General features: G+C 58.7%; 2 protein-coding genes. One reads left to right on the top strand and one right to left on the bottom strand.

The window, feature by feature from the left end; all coding sequences use genetic code 11:
- Positions 1 to 162: 162 nt before the first annotated feature.
- Positions 163 to 1,116 (bottom strand): ABC transporter substrate-binding protein, encoded by a 954-nt coding sequence (locus BM190_RS39350; RefSeq protein WP_177237557.1) that lies wholly within the window; start codon positions 1,114 to 1,116, stop codon positions 163 to 165.
- Positions 1,117 to 1,761: 645 nt separating this feature from the next.
- Between BM190_RS39350 and BM190_RS40195 the strand changes: the two genes are divergently transcribed.
- Positions 1,762 to 1,980, top strand: a complete 219-nt coding sequence (locus tag BM190_RS40195; RefSeq protein WP_143109211.1) for a hypothetical protein — start codon at positions 1,762 to 1,764, stop codon at positions 1,978 to 1,980.
- Positions 1,981 to 2,005: the final 25 nt, after the last annotated feature.

The raw sequence follows: 2,005 nt of genomic DNA, 5'->3' as shown, positions 1-2,005 counted from the left end.
GCCCATCATGGATCGACCTCGTCGCGATTCGCGTCAACACAACGGAATCACGCTTGCCGGCTCGTCTCAACCGACTTTTGCAACAAAATCGGCCAGAAGCTGCCATCACGGAACATGCCGAGATTGGTCAGCTAAGGGCCAAGAGGCGACATCACCAGCGTATTACTCAATCACCTCGTCGGCGCGTGCCAGCACCGCGGCAGGGACGATCAGGTCTAGCAATTTGGCGGTTCTCAGGTTCACGCTGAATTCAAATGCAGTCGGCCGTTCGACTGGAATATCGCCGGGTGGAACGCCGCGAAATATCTGAGCGATCTGATCGGCCATGCGCCTACGCAGTTCTGTGCGGCGGGGGCCATATCCGATTAGACACCCCGCGTGTGCCATATCCGCCCATTCGCATACTGTTGGCAGCTTGGCTTCGAGCGCAAGAGCTGCTAACTGCCTGCTATCCTGCGCAAATTGTGGAAACGCGCCGATTATCAAGGCCTGCGCGCCTTGAGCCTGCATCGCAGCAAAGACAGTCGCGTAATCACTTGGCGAGGCGGCAGGAAACACAAGCGCTTCAACGCCAAGCCCAGCCGCCGCTTTCCGGATAGCTTCGCTTCCTCCGCTCACGGGTGGGACCAGCGCCGCAACACGTCGGCGATCAGGCACCGCTTCGAGCAAGATGGAAAGCCGCTTGGCTTCAAGCTCATCGAAGGCAATCACAACGCCAGTAACGTTGCCTCCTGGCCGCGCATAGGTCGTAGCGAGGCCAAGCATGACCGGGTCGTTACCAAAAGCGACGACCGGCACGCTGCGTGTGGCCGCGGCAGCAGGCCTTAGCGCGGTGCCAATGGCGATAACTGCGTCCGGTTGACCGGCGAGCAGTTCGCTCATGAGAGCCGGCAGCGAAGCCGAATTGCCGACACGCGCGTCGAAGATGAGATTGCGGCCTTCAACGAATCCAAGCCTTGCGAGTTCCGGTAAAGTAATCTGGCGGGTAGCTGCTTCGGGTTCCGATGCAGTCGCAAGGTGCCCGAGACGGTAGATGCGGTTCGCCCTCTGGGCGCGGACAGCCAGCGGCAGTGCTGCCGTCCCAGCCAGACCAGCGATGAACAGCCGTCGGCGCATGCCTCCTCCACTCAACTCGCAGCAGGGTTGCATAGGAAAGTTGGCTTTTCAGCAGAAATCTTCGGGATTGACAGATGTCAGCATTGGGTCAAGGGCCGCCCTCGGCAGCTTTCATGGTGCAATTCAGCTTAGCCCGCGGAAGCGGACGGTGTGAGGCCAGGAGTGGAAGTCAGCCACGGGCCACTTGCGTGGCGTCGCAGGAGCGACCGTTCAGGTGCAGCGAAGGGCGAGCAAAAACATTTGCCGCGACGTGAACCAATTCACATCTGGCGAGGCCGCCCAGCGGCAGTATGAAAGCGGTAATGGGGGGCGGTTTTCCGGCAGATGCACTGTCTGGGACGGAGTGGCTTACGCTGTCACAGGTCAAACGTCACGCCCGAACGGCGACACTGGCATTGGAGCCGCCTAGATCGACGAGTACGCGCGCTGACAGAGGCGATCAGCCGCGTTCGACGATTGCCAACCTCCTGCTACAGAGTGCTCAATGAGTGGCGAACGGTGGCCGTACTTTGCCGGCGTTGCATCGATCATCTTAGCGATATCCTTTGCGTACTTGCTTGAACGGAAGTGCCAAAGAGACCTTGCATTTCAGCGCTCCTTTCCGTCCGCACTGTCCGAGCTAATTGTAGGAAGCGAGCCGATTAGGTGTTGGTTCAGCAATTGACCTATGTGGAGGCCGACTTCTGCTCTGGGTCAGAAGCTGCCATCACGCAACATGCCGAGATTGGTCAGCTAAGGGCCAAATCGGACAGCGCCCCGATCACAACAGCGAAACAGTTGGCAATCAGTTCTTACAAGGCCGATCAATCGTCTACGCCAAAGTCCGTCAATTTCCAGCCGGATTCATCCTTAGCGAAAGAGTAGATGATCGAGTCGCAAAAGGCAGAGT

This window comes from Bradyrhizobium sp. Rc3b, from assembly GCF_900114915.1.
Taxonomy (GTDB): Bacteria; Pseudomonadota; Alphaproteobacteria; order Rhizobiales; family Xanthobacteraceae; genus Bradyrhizobium.
Note: the sequence above shows the minus strand (reverse complement) of the source record. Positions and strands in the feature narration are given on the sequence as shown.